An 18,632-nucleotide genomic window follows, 5' to 3' on the forward strand; every position below is an offset into this window, starting at 1 on the left:
TAGACATGCGCTGGATAACCCGTCCCGGCTGGCCCGGTAATCTGCTGGCCGTGGCGGCTGGCGGACTCACGACCCTGGCCCTGGCGCCCTTCGACATCTGGCCTCTGGCCCTGGTGGCGGTGGCGATTTTCTACCTGGGCCTGCGCGAGCCGAGTCCGCGCCAGGCATTCGTCAGGGGCTGGTGCTACGGCTTCGGCCTGTTCGGCGCAGGCACCAGCTGGATCTACGTCAGCATCAACACCTACGGTGGTGCCTCGCCACTACTGGCCGGCTTGTTGATGCTGTTGTTCATCAGCCTGATCGCCCTGTTCTTTGCCCTGCCCGCCTGGGTCTGGGCACGCTGGATTCGCCGCAATGAAGCGCCGCTGGCCGACGCCCTGGCCTTCGCGGCCTTGTGGACCGCTCAGGAAGCCTTCCGCGGCTGGTTCCTGACCGGCTTCCCGTGGCTGTATTCGGGTTACAGCCAGCTCCATGGTCCGCTGGCCGGCCTGGCACCGGTCGGTGGTATCTGGCTTATCTCCTTCGTACTGGCGCTGACCGTTGCACTGCTGAGCAATCTGCACCGCTTGCGGGCACGCAAGTCCTTCCTGGTAGCAGGCGTCGTGCTGTTGCTGGCACCCTGGATTATCGGTATCGCCCTCAAAAACCACGCCTGGACTTCACCGGCAGGCGCACCGCTGAAAGTCGCGGCGATACAGGGCAACATCGAACAAAGCATGAAGTGGGACCCCAAGCAGTTGAATGCGCAACTGGCGCTTTATCGCGACATGACATTCAACTCGCAGCAGGCCGACCTGATCGTCTGGCCGGAAACAGCTGTGCCGGTGCTCAAGGAGTCGGCGGAAGGTTATCTGACGATGATGGGCAAGTTTGCCGCCCAACGAGGCTCGGCGCTCATTACCGGCGTACCGGTGCGCGAAGTGACCGAGCGCGGCGAGTCCCGTTACTACAACGGCATCACGGTCACTGGGGAAGGTGATGGCACCTATCTGAAGCAGAAGCTTGTTCCGTTTGGCGAATACGTGCCGCTGCAGGACATTCTTCGCGGGCTGATCGCCTTCTTCGATCTGCCAATGTCAGACTTCGCCCGCGGCCCGAGCGACCAGAGCATGCTGCAGGCCAAGGGTTATCAGGTTGCGCCGTTCATTTGCTATGAAGTGGTCTACCCGGAATTCGCGGCCAGCCTTGCGGCACAAAGCGACGTGCTGCTGACCATCAGCAACGACACCTGGTTCGGCACCTCCATTGGCCCGCTGCAACACCTGCAGATGGCACAGATGCGCGCCCTGGAGGCCGGTCGCTGGATGATCCGTGCCACCAACAACGGCGTCACCGGCCTGATCGACCCGTTCGGCAAGATCACCGTGCAGATACCGCAATTTGAACGCGGCGTGCTGTATGGCGAAGTGGTCCCGATGCAGGAACTGACACCCTACCTGCACTGGCGCTCATGGCCGCTGATCATCGTCTGCGGGCTGTTGTTTGGCTGGGCATTGCTGGCGGAGCGAATTGCAAAGACGGTATAGGGAAGGGAGCTACAAGCTTTTGACGTGAAGCTTAAAGCTTGCGGCTTGCAGCTCAATACACAACCCTATAAAACAACTGCCCCAACGCTTCATTGATCAACCACATGTTCTGCATGAAAGCTTTGGCTTCAGGTACCCAGCCACCCAATGGCTGGTCGTTGGCGCTTCCCAGGAATCCGACGGGGGCGGCGACTACGGTGAAACCTGCTTCCTCGAAGCTCCAGCGTGAGCGAGGCATGTGCCATGCCTGAGTGACCACCACAACCCGCTTGATTCCCAAGGGCTGCAAGACCTCGGCTGTCATGGTCGCATTCTCCCAGGTGGTGCGGCTGAGCCCTTCCTGCCAGCGCACCGTGACACCGAAGTCATCTTGCAGCGATTGAGCCATGATCGCTGCCTCGCTTGGCGGCTCGCCAAAATGCAGGCCACCGGTTGTCAGGATCGGCAGCCCTGAAGCCTTCGACAGTTGTGCAGCAAAGCGCAACCGCTCAAGTCCGGGCCCCGTCGGGGTATCCGTGCCCCAGGCCGGGTCATTGCGCTCGCGCCCTGCCCCAAGCACCACAATGGCATCGGCCTGCTGCGCAAGCGTCGACCACTGCTGGCGCGACAAGGGCTGCTCGCTTTCAAGCCCCCGCGCAGCCCACTCCACCACCACAGGCAGGGTCATCAGCCAGAAGCCGCCCAGGCCCAGCGTGAAACACACAGCCGCGATACGCGGACGGGTGCGACGCAGCCACCAGGCGCTGATCAGCAATACAAAGAAAATGCCCGGAGGCAGAAGAAGGGCTTTAAGCAGATAACGTATAGGCATCGAGCATCTCCAGAGATGCCCGAAGCCTAAGTTTTTTGACACTAAGCAGCAATGCTTATAAGGCGGACACGCAGCCCGCTACGGTTAGAGCTTGAACGTGGTATTTGACGTGTAACGGCTCAACCCACCCGATACCCTGGCCCGCCTCCTGTCCTTGAGCCAGATGATTCTGGCGGACTCTTTGGGCGGCATTATCGAATGTGTCTGCTCCGGCGAAACAATGAAACTGCCCTCAGACTTACCCTTAACAGCCCCGCTCACACCCATCGTATCTTTCTCAAGATAAGCCTCGATAAATTCGAGTTCGGCACTGCTCAAACCTGCAAGTTCAAGCTCGACGGGCGACTCGTTACGGAGTCGAACCGCAGTATCTGCCGTTTCCAGAGCAAGCCCCAGACGATGGATCAAACGTTCATACAGCTCAGGAGTGCTTACTGTGTGCTGCAACTCTGTCATCCGCTCACCTCTTTGAAGAGTAAAAACATACTCTCGTCATTGAGCTTAGCGCTGCTGTAAAAACAGGCGAGATACTGCGACCAACGGCCAGATAGAGCCGTCTGAACGGTCTTTGGAGGGGCGGTGTAACAATCAGCGTTTCCCTCGGTAGACAGCGCTCATGTATGCTACGGCGCTTCCTGTAATTCCACTTCCGCTCTCCAAGAGCCTGTACGCACCGCAAAGACAGTCACGATTGTCCGGCAAAGGGTGCCAAGCTGACTCGGCGAAGCAATGAAGAGGTCAAGGGTCACCAATCTTTAGTAAAAAGTAGCCATGCACGAACTCTATCAGCCCCGCGAAATCGAAGCCGCCACCCAAGCCTTTTGGGAAGAGCAAAAGTCTTTTGAAGTCAGTGAGCAGCCAGGTAAGGAAACATTCTACTGCCTGTCGATGTTCCCTTATCCGAGCGGCAAGCTGCACATGGGTCATGTGCGCAACTACACCATTGGCGACGTGATCTCTCGCTACCAGCGCATGCAGGGCAAGAACGTCCTGCAGCCCCTGGGCTGGGATGCTTTCGGCATGCCTGCGGAAAACGCCGCAATCGACAACAATGTCGCGCCGGCCAAGTGGACTTACGAAAACATCGCTTACATGAAGGACCAGCTCAAGAGCCTGGGCCTGGCCATCGACTGGTCCCGTGAAGTGACCACCTGCAAGCCAGACTACTACCGCTGGGAACAATGGCTGTTCACTCGCCTGTTCGAGAAAGGTGTCATCTACCGCAAGAACGGCACCGTCAACTGGGACCCGATCGACCAGACCGTACTGGCCAACGAGCAGGTCATCGACGGCCGTGGCTGGCGTTCGGGCGCGCTGATCGAGAAGCGCGAAATCCCGATGTACTACTTCAAGATCACGGCCTACGCCGATGAGCTGCTGCAAAGCCTCGACGAGTTGCCGGGCTGGCCTGAACAGGTCAAGACCATGCAACGCAACTGGATCGGCAAGTCCCGTGGCATGGAAGTCCAGTTCCCTTACCACGAAGCCTCCATTGGCGAAGCCGGCGCGCTGAAAGTCTTCACCACACGCCCCGACACCTTGATGGGCGCCACCTACGTGGCCGTGGCCGCCGAGCATCCGCTGGCGACCCAGGCAGCCCAAGGCAATGCCGAGCTGCAAGCGTTCATCGATGAGTGCAAGGGCGGCAGCGTTGCCGAAGCCGACGTCGCCACCCAGGAAAAGAAAGGCCTGCCGACCTCGCTGTTCGTCGAGCATCCACTGACCGGTGAAAAGCTGCCGGTGTGGGTCGCCAACTACGTGCTGATGCACTACGGCGACGGCGCGGTCATGGCCGTACCGGCTCACGACGAGCGCGATTACGAGTTCGCCACCAAGTACAACCTGCCGATCAAGGCCGTTGTGCGTACCAGCGCGGGCGACGAAACCCCGGCACCATGGCAGGAAGCCTACGGCGAGCATGGCGTGCTGATCAATTCCGGCGAATTCGACGGCCTGGATTTCCAGGGCGCGTTCGACGCCATCGAAGCCGCCCTTCTCAAGAAAAACCTGGGCCAGTCCCGCACTCAGTTCCGCCTGCGCGACTGGGGCATCAGCCGCCAGCGCTACTGGGGCTGCCCGATCCCGATCGTCCACTGCGCCACGTGCGGCGACGTACCGGTTCCGGAAGATCAACTGCCGGTCGTACTGCCGGAAGACGTCGTACCCGACGGTGCAGGCTCGCCACTGGCGCGCATGCCTGAGTTCTACGAGTGCAGTTGCCCGAAATGTGGCGCACCGGCCAAGCGTGAAACCGACACCATGGACACCTTCGTGGAATCGTCCTGGTACTACGCACGTTACGCTTCCCCGCACTACGAAGGTGGCCTGGTCGAGCCGAACGCTGCCAAACACTGGCTGCCGGTGGATCAATACATCGGCGGTATCGAACACGCAATCCTGCACCTGCTCTATGCGCGCTTCTTCCACAAACTGATGCGCGATGAAGGTCTGGTAACGTCCAACGAGCCGTTCAAGAACCTGCTGACTCAAGGCATGGTCAACGCCGAAACCTACTTCCGCATGGAAACCAGCGGCAAGAAGACCTGGATCAACCCTGCCGATGTAACCCTGGAGCGTGACGCCAAGGCCAAGGTCATCAGTGCAGTCCTGACCAGCGACGGCCTGCCAGTGGAAATCGGTGGCACCGAAAAGATGTCGAAGTCGAAGAAAAACGGCATCGACCCGCAAACCATGATCGATCAGTACGGCGCCGACACCTGCCGTCTGTTCATGATGTTCGCCTCGCCGCCTGACATGAGCCTGGAGTGGTCCGACTCCGGCGTCGAAGGTTCGCACCGCTTCCTTCGCCGCGTATGGCGTCTGGCTCAGGCCCACGTCGGCCAGGGCCTGCCGGGCAGCCTTGATCTGGCAACCCTGAGCGATGACCAGAAGGCCATCCGCCGCTCCATTCATCAGGCGATCAAGCAGGCGAGCCAGGATATTGGTCAGAACCAGAAATTCAACACGGCCGTCGCCCAGGTGATGACCTTGATGAACGTGCTGGAAAAGGTCCCTCAGGCTACTGCCGAGGATCGCGCACTGCTTCAGGAAGGTCTGGAAACCGTCGCCCTGCTGCTGGCACCGATCACGCCGCACATCAGCCACGAGCTGTGGAAACAGTTGGGGCATGACAACGCGGTTATCGATGCCGGCTGGCCGGTTCTGGACGAAAGCGCACTGGTACAGGACAGCCTGCAACTGGTGATTCAGGTCAACGGCAAGCTGCGTGGCCAGATCGAAATGCCGGCCAGCGCCAGCCGCGAAGAAGTCGAAGCCGCTGCACGGGTCAACGAAAACGTGCTGCGCTTCATTGATGGCCTGACGATCCGCAAAGTAATCGTCGTGCCGGGCAAGCTGGTCAATATCGTCGCAAGCTGATTGGATCGGGCGCCAGGCAAAGGCCGGGCGCCAGACATATTTCCAGGGCTGCAAGGTCGGCCCAAACGGATTCAAGGGGAGCATCAAGATGATCAAACGCAATTTGCTGGTGATGGGCCTGGCGGTGTTGTTGAGTGCCTGTGGCTTCCAGCTGCGTGGCACCGGCACCAACGAGCTGGCGATCAAGGAACTGGATCTGAGTGCACGCAATCAGTACGGCGAAACAGTCACCCAGCTCAATCGCACACTGACCAACTCGGGCGTCAAGATCTACACCGGCGCGCCCTACAAGCTGATCCTGACCAACGAATCCGAAACACAGCGCACTGCCAGCTATTCGGGCTCCGGTCGCTCGGCCGAGTACCAGTTAACCGTTACGCTCAACTACGAAATGCGTGGCGAGAAAGACCTCGTCCTGCTTGGCGATAAAGTCAGCGTAGAGAAAATCTACAACCATGACGGCAACAACCTGACCGCTTCGGATAACGAAGCCCAGCAAGTGCGCAATGAAATGCGTAGCGAGCTGGTCCAGAAGATGATGGCTCGCTTGCAACAATTGACCCCGGAGCGTCTGGAGCAACTGCAGAAGAAAGCCAACGATGTTGCCAAGGCTGAAGCGGACGCCCTGGAAGCGGCCCAGCGGGTACGCGACGAGACGCCTCAGCAGTCGCCTCTCGAAATACCAGCCAGGTAAGTGTCCGGGGCCAGCTTGCTGGCCCCGGTATCATCAGAACCATGAAACTCGCCCCCGCCCAACTCAGCAAGCATCTGCAAGGCGCGCTCGCGCCTGTGTATGTCATCAGCGGCGACGATCCGCTGCTCTGCCAGGAGGCTGCCGACGCCATCCGCACGGCCGCCCGCCAGCAAGGTTTCGACGAACGCCAGGTATTCAGCGCCGATGCCAGCTTTGACTGGGGCACGCTGCTGCAGGCAGGCGCCAGCATGTCGCTGTTCGCTGAACGCCGCCTGCTGGAGCTGCGCCTGCCGTCGGGGAAACCCGGCGACAAAGGCGCTGCCGCGCTGATGGAGTACTGCGCCAACCCAGCCGAAGACACGCTGCTGCTGATCAGCCTGCCCAAGCTGGACGGCAGCGCCCAGAAGACCAAATGGGGCAAGGCGCTGATCGAAGGCCCGCAGACCCAGTTCCTGCAGATCTGGCCGGTGGATATCGGCCAGCTACCGCAATGGATTCGCCAGCGTCTTTCCCAGGCAGGACTGTCTGCCACTCAGGATGCCGTCGAGCTGATTGCCGCCCGTGTCGAAGGCAACCTGCTGGCTGCCGCCCAGGAAGTCGAAAAGCTCAAGCTGATGGCCGAGGAAGGCCAGATCACCGTCGACACCGTGCAGGCGGCCGTGGCTGACAGTGCACGCTTCGATGTTTTCGGCCTGACCGACGCGGTACTCAATGGCGAAGCCGCCCATGCCCTGCGCATTCTGGAAGGACTGCGCGGTGAAGGCGTCGAGACGCCGGTGATTCTCTGGGCGCTGACCCGGGAGCTTCGGGTACTGGCCAACATGTCATTGCAGTATAGCCAGGGCATCCCGCTGGATAAAGTCTTCAGCTCGGCAAGGCCGCCGATCTGGGACAAGCGCAAACCCCTGATGAGCAAAGCCCTGCAACGCTACTCCGCCAAGCGCTGGGCTCAACTGCTGATGGACGCCCAACGCATCGACGCCCAGATCAAAGGCCAGGCCGCCGGTTCACCCTGGAGCAGCCTGAGTCGGTTGGCCCTGTTGATGGCCGGTCAGAAACTGCCGTTGCCTGCTGAGTGAGTGTGTTTCGCAAATTCATTCGCGAACAAGTTCGCCATAGCACACAACTATTAGACACAAGCCCCGCCCTGCCTGATCATGCACACCGTTCAACACCCAGCCGAGAGCACCCCGCCATGAGCAAATCGAAGCGGCCGAACAAGGCCAAGTCCATCATTGCCCAGCCATTGTTCCGCAGTCGTCAGGAACGACCCGCCAAGGGCAAAGGCAGCTACCGCCGAGAAGCCTTCCAGTCTAAAAGCTGGGAGGCTTCTTGCTTTCTGGCTGCGTGATAAAGAGCAACAAGCCTCCAGGCGATTTCAACCGCCAAGCCGTGTTAAGGTCTGCATCTATCGGTAATCCCTTTGGACCCAAGCATGCCTTCTTGTTTTACCCATCCCTGGCAGTTGCGCCAACTCATCGCCGCCTCCAGCCTTATTGCTCTGGTAGCTTGTGCAGAAAAACCCACTGCTGCCGATGCCACCCCTCTTCAAGCCAGCAAGACCCTGCCTGTTGCGCCCGTAGCGGTGCCGACACCGGCTCTGGTCGTGGATGAAAACCTCACCATCCAGCCCGCCATCAGCTTTGCGGAATGGCAGGCTGGCTTTCGCAATCAGGCACTGAAGGCCGGTATTCGCGCAGACGTCTTCGACCGTGCATTCAGCGGCGTGACGCCGGACATGAGCGTGGTGAAGGCCGACCGCAGCCAACCAGAGTTCAGCCGCCCGGTGTGGGAATACCTGGACGGCGCGATTTCTGCCGCACGGGTACGCAAGGGCCAGGCCCTGCTTTCCCAGTACAGCACCGACCTGCAGAACATCGAGCAACGCTATGGCGTCGACCGTCAGGCACTGGTCGCGGTGTGGGGCATGGAGAGTAACTTCGGACAGTTCCAGGGTTCGCAGTCGGTAATCCGCTCCCTGGCCACACTGGCCTATGAAGGCCGTCGCCCGGACTTCGCCCAGAGCCAGTTGCTGGCGGCGCTGGAAATCCTCCAGCAAGGCGATATAACGCCTGAGAAAATGCTTGGCTCATGGGCTGGCGCCATGGGGCAGACCCAGTTCATACCGACCACCTACAACACCCATGCAGTGGACTTCAACGGAGATGGTCGTCGGGATATCTGGAACACACCGGCCGACGCCCTGGCATCCACCGCTCATTACTTGCAAAGCTCGGGATGGCAGCGTGGCCAGCCGTGGGGCTTCGAAGTGGTATTGAGTTCGGATTTCGACTACGCCCTGGCTGACGCTTCGACCCGCAAGAGCCTGACTGAATGGCAAAAGCTTGGCCTGAAGCTTCCCGACGGCTCGGCACTGCCTCTGGCCTCCAGCCAGCAGCAAGCGGCCCTGCTTCTGCCTGCGGGCTATCGCGGCCCGGCCTTCCTGGTGCTGGACAACTTCCGCGCCATTCTGCGCTACAACAACTCGTCGTCCTATGCCCTGGCCATCAGCCTGCTTTCCGACCGCTTCAAAGGGGCCGGTTACATCGTAGGCAACTGGCCTCGTACAGACCTGCCTCTGAGCCGCTCAGAGCGGATCGAGCTGCAGACCCTGCTGTCGGCCCGCAAGTACGATGCAGGCGCACCAGACGGCATTATCGGTGCCAATACCCGCAAGGCGATTCGCAGTGCCCAGCAGTCCTTTGGCTGGCCAGCCGATGGCTATCCGACTCATGAGCTGCTGAACAACCTGCGCAAGCCCTGACAGACCGCCATAAAAAAACGGGCCGGATATCACTATCCGGCCCGTTTTTCATTACCCGTCAAATGCTCCTCAGAGCAGATTCTTGGCAATCTTGGCCTGTTCGTCGGCATGGTACGACGAACGCACCAGCGGCCCGGAAGCCACGTTCTTGAAGCCCATCTTGTAACCTTCCTCGGCGAACCAGGCGAAGGTGTCCGGGTGCACGAAGCGCTGGACCGGCAAGTGGCTGCGCGAAGGTTGCAGGTACTGACCAAGGGTCAGCATGTCGATGTCGTGTTCGCGCATGCGCTGCATGACTTCGATGACTTCGTCGTCGGTTTCGCCCAGGCCCAGCATCAGGCCGGATTTGGTCGGAACGTGCGGCACCATCTGCTTGAAGCGTTGCAAGAGGGTCAGCGACCACTGATAGTCCGAACCCGGACGCGCAGCCTTGTACAGGCGCGGTACGGTTTCCAGGTTGTGGTTGAACACATCAGGCGGCTCGGCTGCGGTGATTTCCAGCGCAACGTCCATGCGGCCGCGGTAGTCCGGGACCAGAGTTTCGAGCTGGACATTCGGCGACAAGGCACGGATTTCACGGATGCAGTCAGCAAAGTGCTGGGCACCGCCGTCGCGCAGGTCGTCACGGTCGACCGAGGTGATGACCACGTACTTGAGGCGCAGGTCGGCAATCGCCACTGCCAGGTTATGCGGTTCTTCGGTATCCAGAGGCTTCGGACGGCCATGGCCGACGTCGCAGAACGGGCAGCGACGGGTGCAGATGTCACCCATGATCATGAAGGTCGCGGTGCCGCCGGAGAAACATTCGCCCAGGTTCGGGCAGGATGCCTCTTCGCAGACGCTGTGCAGCTTGTGCTTGCGCAGCAGTTGCTTGATACGGTCGACTTCCGGGGAAACCGGGATTCGCACGCGAATCCAGTCCGGCTTCTTGGGCAGCTCGACCGTCGGGATGATCTTGACCGGGATGCGTGCGACTTTTTCGGCACCGCGCAGCTTTACGCCCGCTTCGACTTTCGGACGGGGAGCGCGCTCGGAAACATCCAGCGTCGGGATCAGGGTTTGCACGGTGTCAGTCATATCGTTCTATTCCGCCCGTAAGGGTCGCCTGCTCAGCATAGTCGAGGTGTTTGACGAGCTGCACGCGCAGCCGGGCACTTACCTCGGAAAATTCCGTCTTCCCTGCGTGATCGCGCAACTGGGTCATTGCCAGTCCGGCATATCCACAGGGGTTGATGCGGCGGAACGGCTCCAGGTCCATGTCGACGTTCAACGCCAGTCCATGAAATGAGCAACCGTTACGAATGCGCAGGCCGAGAGACGCGATTTTCGCGCCGTCGACATATACGCCAGGGGCATCGGCCTTGGCCGCCGCCGTCACCCCATAACTGTCCAGCAAGGCAATAAGGGTGTTTTCGATCCGGGTAACCAGATCGCGAACCCCAAATCCAAGGCGCCTGACATCGAGCAACAGATAGGCAACCAATTGGCCGGGGCCATGATAGGTCACTTGGCCGCCACGATCGACCTGTACGACAGGAATATTACCCGGCAACAGCAAATGTTCTGCCTTGCCGGACTGTCCCTGGGTAAAGACCGGGGGATGCTGCACCAGCCAGATCTCGTCTGCGGTGTCACGGTCACGCCCGTCGGTGAAGCGCTGCATGGCATGCCAGGCGCTTTCGTAATCGATCAAGCCAAGATCACGAAAGCCCAGGATGTCGCCCATCAGAGCACCATATGCACGACACCCGTAGCGCGAAGGGCACTATTGATATCACGCAACTGGTCTTCGCCGGTGGCGACGATATGCAGTTGTACGGTGGTGTACTTGCCGTTGCTGCTCTGACGCTCGGCGAGCGTGGAGACGTCGATCTTGGCGTGTTTGCCGAGAATCTCGATCACTGCAGCAGTAAACCCCACGCTGGTGTCGCCGATCACTTTGATCGGGTAGTCATCGCAGGGGAATTCGATTTTGTGCGACTTGACGTCGGTATCGGTCATGGCAGTAAAGGTCTCACAAGCCGTGACGACGGACACGCGGCCTGCTCATGAAGCAGGCCGCGAGAAGGTCGGCATTGATTACTAGAAGGTCAGTTGAACAAGCCGTAGAAGAACAGGCGAATGCTATCCCACACGCGGCGGAAAATACCACCTTCCTCGACAGCTTCCAGTGCGATGAGGTTGGCAGTGTGCACAACCTTGTCTTCCTTCTTCACTTCAACCTTGCCGATCACGTCACCCTTGGCAATTGGCGCAACCAGTTGCGGGTTCATGGTCATGCTGGCGCTGAGCTTCTTCATGTCGCCTTTGGGCATGGTCATGCTCAGGTCTTCTGCCAGACCAGCCTTGACCTGACGGGTGGTGCCTTTCCAGACGGACGCCTGGGCCAGCTCGGTGCCCTTCTGGTAGAAGTTCTGGGTTTCGAAGAAACGGAAACCGTAGGTCAGCAGCTTCTGGGTTTCGGCTGCACGGGCCTGCTCACTGTTGGTGCCAAACACCACGGCGATCAGACGCATACCATCACGCACTGCCGAGGACACCATGCAGTAGCCGGCTTCTTCGGTGTGGCCGGTTTTCAGACCGTCAACGGTCTTGTCGCGCCACAGCAGCAGGTTGCGGTTAGGCTGCTTGATACCGTTCCAGAAGAACTCTTTCTGCGAGTAGATCGCGTAGTGAGCCGGGTCTTCGTGGATGATGGCACGTGCCAGAATGGCCATGTCATGAGCCGACGAGTAGTGCTCAGGGTTCGGCAGGCCGGTCGGGTTCATGAAGTGACTGTTGGTCATGCCCAGGTCGCCGGCCGTCTTGTTCATCATGTCGGCGAAAGCGTCTTCGCTGCCGGCAATGTGCTCGGCAACTGCAACGCTGGCGTCGTTACCCGACTGGATGATGATGCCGTGCAGCAGGTCGCTGACCGTCACCTGGCTACCCACCTTGATGAACATCCGCGAACCGCCGGTACGCCAGGCATTTTCGCTGACGGTGACCGGATCGTTCTCGCCGATCTGGCCGCGACGGATTTCCAGTGTCGCGATGTAGGCCGTCATCAGTTTGGTCAGGCTCGCAGGAGCCAGACGCTGGTCACCGTTGTTTTCAACCAGAACGTTGCCGCTGGAGGCATCCATCAGCACGTAGGACTTGGCGGCCAGTTGCGGCGCAGCAGGCGTCATCTGTTCGGCAGCCCAGGCAGCCGGGGCGATGACCAGTGGCACAAGCAGGCACAAACGTTTTGCAAAGGTGGTGATGTTCATCCGTCTCTCGAAATTGCTAATGGGCAAACATGCCCTCACGGGCAAAGCGGAACAAGCCGGCGAAGCGCATGCACTTCACCGCGGCTCGTGGCGCCAGGCTAAAACCCTGGCTGACAAGATCGCCTGTTCAACACACGATCCTGCGGGCAGTGCCTGCAACACTTGCTCTGACGGCAAGTCCGCATTGCGGGCCACTGCATATCGTTCTTCATACCGCCAAGAACGACTGTTGATTCAATCCAGTGTTACAAGGCTCGGCTGACCAAGGTTGGCCGATCTGACACTATCCTGCAATTGCTGGGCTTCACCCTGAGTGCCTATCGGCCCCATACGAACCCGATAGAGCGTCTGTTGGTTGCGGGCTATCGAACTCACGAAAACCGGTGCCCGGACCATCGCGCTCAACTTCGATCTCAGGAGCTCTGCAGCGTCCGGATTCGCGAAGGCTCCCACCTGGAGAAATAGCCCAGAGGCTTGTCCTGAAGCGTTTTTTTTTGCGTCAACCTGCAAGGGTACAGGCGGAGCGGCATGCTGCTGAGGGGGTGGCGTGTATTGCTCGACCGTCCCGGTGGAGGTCGTGAACGCCGGCGTGGCCGCCTGGGCCACCACTTGTGGCTGGTCCAGGGCCAATGGCGCCGGGCGACCCCGTTGTGCCCACCATTCCTGCGGATCGATACCTTCGACCTTGACCCGCGCCGTGCCGCTTTCGGCATAACCGAGTTTCTTGGCAGCCGCATAGGACAGGTCGATGATCCGGTCGGAGTAAAACGGACCACGGTCGTTGACGCGCAGAATCACGGTACGGTTGTTGTCGAGGTTCGTCACACGCACATAGCTGGGCAATGGCAGGGTCTTGTGGGCTGCGCTCATGCCGTACAGGTCATAGACCTCGCCATTGGCGGTGTTCTGACCATGAAACTTGGTGCCGTACCAGGAAGCCGTACCCGTGGCGACATAGCGCTTGGATTCGCTCATCGGGAAGTAGCTCTTGCCCAGCACCGTATAAGGGTTGGCCTTGTAGGGACCTGTGTGGACAGTCGGCGTGGCATCTGGAATGCGCGAGATATCCACATCCCACCAGGGAGCCCCGTCCTTGTGCGCACGGTTGATATCGAGCCCCGGAGCAGAGCGCACGGCGGTGCCGCTCTGCTGTTGTGGCGAACGCGAGGTGGACGAGCAGCTTGCCATCAACAATGCCAGCCCCGCACAAGCCAGCACTTTCAAAGGTGTACGAATCGGCAATGGCCGCATTACTTAACGCCTCGTGCTTGAACCAACGATTCAGACAGCTGATACACGGCCATGGCGTACATCACACTGCGGTTATATCGGGTGATTGCATAAAAGTTATTCAATCCCAGCCAGTATTCCGGACCTTGATCGCCCTCAAGGCGAAATGCCGTGACGGGCAGGTCGTCGCGCAGCGCATCATGACTCGCCCAGCCCAGGCCTCGCAACTCCCCGACCGACATGACCGGGTCCAGACCAGGGCTCAAACCCTCATCGACCCGACTGCCGCGTGCCGAGGCACGACTGACGACACGCTGCCCGGCCACCCAGCCATGGCGCTTGAAGTAGCTGGCGACACTGCCGATGGCATCGTCCGGATCGGTCCAGATATTGATGTGCCCGTCACCGTCGAAATCCACGGCATAGGCGCGAAAGCTGCTCGGCATGAACTGCGGCAGTCCCATCGCACCGGCGTATGAACCCTTGAGGGTCATAGGATCGACCTGCTGTTCACGGGCCAGCAGCAGGAACTCGCGCAGCTCCTTGCGGAAGAACGGGGCGCGAGGCGGATAGTCGAAGCCCAGCGTGGACAACGCATCGATCACCCGGTAGTTCCCGGTATTGCGACCGAAGAAGGTTTCGACGCCGATGATCGACACGATGATCTGCGCAGGCACGCCATATTCCTGCTCGGCACGAGCCAGGGCCGCTTCATGCTGACGCCAGAAATCGACGCCGCGAGCGATACGGGCATCGGTAATGAACATCGGGCGATATTCTTTCCACTGCTTGACCCGTTCGGCCGGGCGGGAAATAGCATCGAGGATCGCCTGCTTGCGCTCGACTTCGCGAAACACGTCCATCAATTGCTCGCCGGCAAAACCGTACTCACGGGTCATCTCACCGACAAATTCGGCCACTTGAGGAGAACCTTCGTAGTCGCCGGCGATAGTCTCTTGTACAGATCCAAGGATGCTGACCAGACCGACCACCGGAGCATATCGAGCCCAGTTTCGCACTACCTGCATTGAATTCTTCACCTTAATCAAACCTGAGCGATCCATTTACGATGCGTATGGATCGACATCAAAACCCCAAACGCTGACAGCAGCGTCACGAGCGAAGTTCCGCCATAGCTAATGAAAGGCAGTGGTACGCCTACAACCGGCAAAAGGCCACTGACCATACCGATATTGACGAATACATAAACAAAAAATGTCATTGTCAGCGCCCCGGCCAGCAACTTGCCGAACAGGGTCTGGGCTTGCGCGGTGATGACAAGGCCACGACCGATCAGTAGCAGGTAAATGACCAGCAGCGCACAGATTCCCACCAGCCCGAATTCCTCACCCAATACCGCAATGATGAAGTCCGTGTGGCTTTCAGGCAGGAAGTCCAGGTGCGACTGGGTGCCCAGCAGCCAGCCCTTGCCGAAGACGCCACCCGAACCGATGGCCGCCTTGGACTGGATGATGTTCCAGCCGGTGCCCAGCGGGTCGCTTTCCGGATCGAGAAAGGTCAGCACCCTTTGTTTCTGGTAGTCGTGCATGAAGAAGAACCACATGGCGACAGCCGCTGGTACCGCAGCAGCCAGCACGCTGATGATCCAGCGCCAGCGCAGCCCGGCCATGAACAGAACGAAGGCTCCGGAAGCCAGGATCAGCAGGGATGTGCCCAGGTCAGGCTGGCGCACGATCAGCACGAAGGGCACGCCGATCAACGCAAGGCTGACCGCCACATGCTTGAGCTGCGGCGGCAAGGTGCGCTTGGACAGATACCAGGCGATGGTCGCCGGCATGATGATTTTCAGGAACTCCGAAGGCTGGAAACGGATGACCCCCGGAATGTTGATCCAGCGTGTGGCCCCCATGGCGTTGTGGCCCATCACATCCACCACCACCAGTAACAGCACGCCCATGACGTACATGACCGGCACCCAGCGCGCCATGAATCGCGGCTCGAACTGGGCAATGACCAGCATTGCCGTCAGGCCGATGCCGAAAGAGCTGGCCTGTTTGAGCAGCAGGTCCCAGTTCTTGCCACTGGCCGAATACAGGACGAACAGGCTACCCGCCGCCAGAGTCAGCAACAGGATAAGCAACGGGCCATCGATGTGGATGCGCTGCAGGAACGTCGCACGACGACGCATCACGTCTTCGCTGGAAAGGATGCGGTCGAAATTACTCTTCACGGGCCGCAGCCTCCGGATTCAGGGAGCCGGCGTACTCAGGTTTGAGTGCACCATTCTGGTCGAGCAGCCAGGCATCCATCACCTGACGGACCACGGGAGCCGCAACACCAGAGCCGGACTCACCGTTCTCCACCATCACAGCCACGACGATCTTGGGGTTGTCGGCTGGCGCAAAGCCCACGAACAGGGCGTGGTCACGATGGCGCTCCTGAACCTTGGTGCGGTCGTACTTCTCGCCCTGCTTGATGGCAACAACCTGGGCGGTACCGCTTTTACCGGCGATCCGGTATTGCGCACCGATGGAAGCCTTGCGCGCCGTACCACGGGCGCCGTGCATCACTTCCTGCATGCCGTGGTTCACCCTGGCCCAGTTGGACGGGTCGCGCAGGATGATGTCCGGCATCGGATTCTCGTCAACCGGCGCCTTGCCTTCGATGCTCTTGGCCAGGTGCGGCCGGTTCCACTTGCCCTTGTTGGCGACCAAGGCCGTGGCCTGCGCCAGTTGCAGCGGCGTGGCCTGCATATAACCTTGGCCGATCCCGAGAATCAGGGTTTCGCCGGGGAACCACGCCTGACGCCGGGTGGCCCGCTTCCAGTCCCGGGACGGCATCAAGCCGGGAGATTCCTCGAACATGTCCAGAGACACCTTCTGCCCAAGGCCGAACTTGTTCATGTATGTGGACAGCCGGTCGATGCCGAGCTTGTGCGCAAGATCGTAGAAGTAGGTATCGTTTGAACGCATGATCGCCACATCAAGGTCCACCCAGCCATCGCCGGTGCGGTTCCAGTTGCGGTATTTATGGTCATAGTTCGGCAACTGGTAGTAACCGGGGTCGAACACCCGGGAAGACGGCGTCACGACGCCAGCATCCAGCCCGGCAACGGCGACCGCAGGCTTGATGGTGGAGCCCGGCGGATAAAGGCCGCGCAGAATACGGTTGAACAGTGGCCGGTCGATGGAATCGCGCAGCTCGGCGTAAGCCTTGAAGCTGATCCCCGTCACGAACAGATTCGGGTCGAAACTCGGTGCGCTGACCATCGCCAGCACTTCGCCTGTATTCGGGTCCAGCGCCACGACAGCACCGCGACGACCGCCCAGTGCAGCTTCGGCGGCTTCCTGAAGATTGATGTCCAGGCTCAGGACAATATCCTTGCCGGGAATCGGATCGGTGCGCTTGAGCACACGCAATACGCGGCCCCGTGCATTGGTTTCGACTTCTTCGTAGCCGACCTGACCATGCAGCTCATCTTCGTAGAAACGCTCGATACCGGTCTTGCCGATGTGGTGCGTGCCGCTGTAATTGACGGGATCGAGGCCTTTGAGCTCTTTCTCGTTGATGCGGCCCATGTAACCGACCGAGTGGGCAAAGTGCGGCCCCTGTGGATAGTGACGGACCAGTTGCGCAACCACTTCGACGCCGGGCAGGCGGAACTGGTTAACAGCGATCAGGGCAATCTGCTCTTCGGTCAGCTCGAACAGGATCGGCACCGGCTCGAATGGCCGACGCCCCTGTTTCATGCGTTTCTCGAAGATGATGCGGTCATCGGGCGTAAGCTGCAGCACTTCGACAATCGTATCGAGCACCTGGGACCAGTTGCCGGAGCGCTCGCGGGTCACGCTGAGGCTGAAGCTTGGCCGGTTGTCGGCCACCACAACGCCGTTGCGGTCGAAAATCAGGCCACGACTTGGCGGAATCGGCTGGACGTGAACCCGGTTGTTTTCCGACAGGGTCGAGTGGTAGTCGTATTGAATGACTTGCAGGAAATACAGGCGCGCAATCAGGACGCACACCAGCAACATGACGGCCACTGCCCCGAACACGACCCTGCTGCGCACAAGGCGTGCGTCTTTTTCATGGTCTTTTAGGCGGATCGGCTGAGGCATCTAGGGCGCGTTCACAGTAAAGACAAGGCTACTTGTGATAAGGGTGCCCGGACAGAACTGTCCAGGCGCGATAGATCTGCTCACCGATCAGGATCCGCACCAGCGGGTGCGGCAAGGTCAGTGGTGACAGCGACCAGCGCTGCTCGCTGCGCGCGCAAACCTCGGGTGCAAGGCCTTCCGGCCCTCCGACCATGAGGTTTACCGTGCGCGAGTCCAGACGCCAGCGATCAAGCTCGCTCGCCAGTTGTTCGGTGCTCCAGGGCTTGCCCTGCACTTCAAGCGTGACGATCCGCTCACCCGGTTGCACCTTGGCCAGCATGGCTTCGCCTTCCTGACGGATCAGGCGTGCCACGTCGGCATTCTTGCCGCGGGTATTGAGCGGAATTTCCACGAGTTCAAGCGCAAGTTCGGAAGGAAGACGCTTGGCGTACTCATGCCACCCCTCTTCCACCCACTTGGGCATACGCGAACCAACGGCGATCAGACGCAGACGCACAACGATGCCTTATTCGTGGCCCGGAGTGTGGTGCGCAGCGCTGGCAGCGCGGCTCTGCTCTGCGCCTTGCCACAGACGCTCCAGGTCGTAGAACTGGCGTGCAGCAGCGGTCATTACATGAACCACGACATCGCCCAGGTCCAGCAGAACCCAGTCGCTGTCGCCCTTGCCTTCTTCGCTCAGCGGCATCAGGCCGGCAGCCTTGACCTTCTCGCGAACGTTATCGACCAGCGCGTTGAGCTGGCGGTTGGAGGTACCGGTGCAGATCAGCATGTAATCGGCGATGCTGGTCTTGTCACGCACGTCGAGCGCCAGGATGTCCGACCCTTTGACGTCTTCCAGTGCAGCCGTTGCCAATGCCACGACTTCTTCACTACTCATTTTCTGCTTTGTCATAAAAAACTCA

At 59.9% G+C, this 18,632-nt stretch carries 18 protein-coding genes; 6 read left to right on the top strand and 12 right to left on the bottom strand.

What is annotated here, in order from left to right:
* Positions 1 to 5: 5 nt before the first annotated feature.
* The gene (gene lnt / locus KGD89_RS22185; protein ID WP_025261956.1) at positions 6 to 1,526 is read left to right on the top strand and encodes an apolipoprotein N-acyltransferase; all 1,521 of its coding nucleotides are present in this window, start codon (positions 6 to 8) and stop codon (positions 1,524 to 1,526) included.
* Between the two features lie 52 nt (positions 1,527 to 1,578).
* Here the strand turns inward: lnt and KGD89_RS22190 are convergent, their stop codons facing one another.
* Positions 1,579 to 2,337: a YdcF family protein gene (locus KGD89_RS22190; RefSeq protein ID WP_025261957.1), complete on the bottom strand. Its 759-nt coding sequence runs from the start codon at positions 2,335 to 2,337 to the stop codon at positions 1,579 to 1,581.
* 84 nt (positions 2,338 to 2,421) lie between these two features.
* A complete protein-coding gene (locus KGD89_RS22195) occupies positions 2,422 to 2,793 on the bottom strand; it encodes a hypothetical protein (protein ID WP_025261958.1) in 372 nt (123 codons plus the stop codon).
* A gap of 315 nt (positions 2,794 to 3,108) precedes the next feature.
* On the opposite strand from KGD89_RS22195, the gene leuS reads away from it, so the two are divergent.
* The 5 genes from leuS to KGD89_RS22220 all read left to right on the top strand — a co-directional run bounded on the left by leuS (position 3,109) and on the right by KGD89_RS22220 (position 9,173).
* Positions 3,109 to 5,715, top strand: a complete 2,607-nt coding sequence (leuS, locus tag KGD89_RS22200; protein ID WP_025261959.1) for a leucine--tRNA ligase — start codon at positions 3,109 to 3,111, stop codon at positions 5,713 to 5,715.
* Between the two features lie 88 nt (positions 5,716 to 5,803).
* Positions 5,804 to 6,409, top strand: a complete 606-nt coding sequence (locus KGD89_RS22205) for an LPS-assembly lipoprotein LptE (RefSeq protein ID WP_025261960.1) — start codon at positions 5,804 to 5,806, stop codon at positions 6,407 to 6,409.
* Between the two features lie 41 nt (positions 6,410 to 6,450).
* The gene (gene holA / locus KGD89_RS22210; RefSeq protein WP_025261961.1) at positions 6,451 to 7,488 is read left to right on the top strand and encodes a DNA polymerase III subunit delta; all 1,038 of its coding nucleotides are present in this window, start codon (positions 6,451 to 6,453) and stop codon (positions 7,486 to 7,488) included.
* A gap of 116 nt (positions 7,489 to 7,604) precedes the next feature.
* Positions 7,605 to 7,760: an alternative ribosome rescue factor ArfA gene (gene arfA / locus KGD89_RS22215; protein WP_025261962.1), complete on the top strand. Its 156-nt coding sequence runs from the start codon at positions 7,605 to 7,607 to the stop codon at positions 7,758 to 7,760.
* 84 nt (positions 7,761 to 7,844) lie between these two features.
* The gene (locus tag KGD89_RS22220; protein ID WP_025261963.1) at positions 7,845 to 9,173 is read left to right on the top strand and encodes a lytic murein transglycosylase; all 1,329 of its coding nucleotides are present in this window, start codon (positions 7,845 to 7,847) and stop codon (positions 9,171 to 9,173) included.
* A gap of 69 nt (positions 9,174 to 9,242) precedes the next feature.
* On the opposite strand, the gene lipA is transcribed toward KGD89_RS22220, so the two are convergent.
* From lipA to rsfS, 10 genes are all read right to left on the bottom strand, one after another.
* Entirely contained in the window at positions 9,243 to 10,250 is a 1,008-nt protein-coding gene (gene lipA / locus KGD89_RS22225) for a lipoyl synthase (protein ID WP_025261964.1), read from the bottom strand.
* Positions 10,243 to 10,899: a lipoyl(octanoyl) transferase LipB gene (gene lipB / locus KGD89_RS22230; RefSeq protein WP_025261965.1), complete on the bottom strand. Its 657-nt coding sequence runs from the start codon at positions 10,897 to 10,899 to the stop codon at positions 10,243 to 10,245. The genes lipA and lipB overlap by 8 nt, the downstream gene beginning before the upstream one ends.
* On the bottom strand, positions 10,899 to 11,174 hold the full coding sequence (locus tag KGD89_RS22235; protein WP_025261966.1) for a DUF493 domain-containing protein: 276 nt from the start codon (positions 11,172 to 11,174) through the stop codon (positions 10,899 to 10,901). Before KGD89_RS22235 ends, lipB begins: the two co-directional genes overlap by 1 nt.
* 89 nt (positions 11,175 to 11,263) lie before the next feature.
* Positions 11,264 to 12,424 (bottom strand): D-alanyl-D-alanine carboxypeptidase family protein, encoded by a 1,161-nt coding sequence (locus KGD89_RS22240; protein WP_025261967.1) that lies wholly within the window; start codon positions 12,422 to 12,424, stop codon positions 11,264 to 11,266.
* A gap of 234 nt (positions 12,425 to 12,658) precedes the next feature.
* Positions 12,659 to 13,675: a septal ring lytic transglycosylase RlpA family protein gene (locus KGD89_RS22245; protein ID WP_025261968.1), complete on the bottom strand. Its 1,017-nt coding sequence runs from the start codon at positions 13,673 to 13,675 to the stop codon at positions 12,659 to 12,661.
* Positions 13,675 to 14,682, bottom strand: coding sequence for a lytic murein transglycosylase B (gene mltB, locus KGD89_RS22250; RefSeq protein WP_025261969.1), 1,008 nt, complete (start codon positions 14,680 to 14,682; stop codon positions 13,675 to 13,677). Before mltB ends, KGD89_RS22245 begins: the two co-directional genes overlap by 1 nt.
* Positions 14,683 to 14,699: 17 nt before the next feature.
* A complete protein-coding gene (gene rodA / locus KGD89_RS22255; RefSeq protein WP_051427793.1) occupies positions 14,700 to 15,803 on the bottom strand; it encodes a rod shape-determining protein RodA in 1,104 nt (367 codons plus the stop codon).
* Positions 15,804 to 15,834: 31 nt separating this feature from the next.
* Positions 15,835 to 17,730, bottom strand: coding sequence for a penicillin-binding protein 2 (mrdA, locus tag KGD89_RS22260; RefSeq protein ID WP_025261971.1), 1,896 nt, complete (start codon positions 17,728 to 17,730; stop codon positions 15,835 to 15,837).
* A gap of 28 nt (positions 17,731 to 17,758) precedes the next feature.
* A complete protein-coding gene (gene rlmH / locus KGD89_RS22265; protein ID WP_025261972.1) occupies positions 17,759 to 18,226 on the bottom strand; it encodes a 23S rRNA (pseudouridine(1915)-N(3))-methyltransferase RlmH in 468 nt (155 codons plus the stop codon).
* A gap of 9 nt (positions 18,227 to 18,235) precedes the next feature.
* A complete protein-coding gene (gene rsfS / locus KGD89_RS22270; protein ID WP_025261973.1) occupies positions 18,236 to 18,622 on the bottom strand; it encodes a ribosome silencing factor in 387 nt (128 codons plus the stop codon).
* Positions 18,623 to 18,632 lie beyond the last annotated feature (10 nt).

The sequence above is a fragment of the Pseudomonas cichorii genome, assembly GCF_018343775.1.
Lineage (GTDB): Bacteria > Pseudomonadota > Gammaproteobacteria > Pseudomonadales > Pseudomonadaceae > Aquipseudomonas > Aquipseudomonas cichorii.